The sequence below is a fragment of the Pyxidicoccus caerfyrddinensis genome, from assembly GCF_010894405.1.
GTDB classification, from domain to species: Bacteria; Myxococcota; Myxococcia; order Myxococcales; family Myxococcaceae; genus Myxococcus; species Myxococcus caerfyrddinensis.
Genome location: NZ_JAAIYA010000112.1, coordinates 1 through 918, shown reverse-complemented (window position 1 = coordinate 918; position 918 = coordinate 1). Strand labels below are relative to the sequence as shown.

Annotated in this window: 1 protein-coding gene; it reads right to left on the bottom strand. The window is 66.1% G+C overall.

Annotated features, from left to right (window positions below; genetic code table 11):
- Window positions 1–918, bottom strand: a 918-nt coding sequence (locus tag G4D86_RS51725; RefSeq protein ID WP_164003096.1) for an ABC transporter permease, incomplete at both ends; no start/stop codon positions are given.

The window sequence follows — 918 nt, the reverse complement described above, 5'->3', positions numbered from 1 at the left end:
TGGCGCGCAGCGTGCCAATCTCCCGCGTGCGCTCCCGGATGGCGATCCACAGCGTGTTCATGATGCCCACGCAGATGATGACCAGCAGGACGAAGGTGAGGGCGCCGGTGAGGAAGTTGAGCGCGGCCAGCGTCCAGCTGATGAAGTTGATCTCGTCCTCCCAGTTGGTGATGTCCAGCTTCTGGCCCGTCCACGGCTCGCGGTTGACCACCTCGAACTTGAAGAAGAACGCCCGCGGGTCGTTGTCCATGATTTCGTGGCCCGCGGCCGCCAGCGTCTTGCGCAGCCGGGCCTGCACCTCGGGCACCTGCGCCACATCCTTCAGGTACACCTGGATGGCGCCCGTGGTGTCGTCGCGGAGCTGGTAGAGCGCGCGCAGCGTGCCGGAGGGGACGTAGACGTTGAAGTCGCTCATCATCCCCACGTTGGCCGCGATGGCCACCACCTGCACGTCCACCGTGTTGCTGGTGCCACGCAAGGTGGGCGCGGCGATGGTCAACGTGTCGCCCACCTTGACCTCCAGCCGCTTCGCCTGCTTCTCGAAGAGGAGCACGGAGTTGGACCTGGCCAGTCCGTCCAGGGAGCCTTCGCGCACCTGGATGACCTGGCGGAAGCCGGGCTCGGCGGTGATGTCGATGCCGCCCACGCCCAGCTTCATGGAGCTGGTCTCGCTCACCACATTCGCCCAGCCGCGCCCGCGGTGGACGATGTAGTCCACCTCTGGCACGTCCTTGCGAATCTGCTCGAGGATTTTCGGATAGCCCGTCACGACGGGGGCGGACTGCCCGGCCGACACCTTGAAGAAGCCGGCCACGTTGACGTGGCCGGTGGACAGCGTGGTGGCCGAGCGCAACATCGTGTCCTTCATCCCGGTGGACAGCCCCATCAGGATGACGAGCAGCGCGGTGACACCGGCGA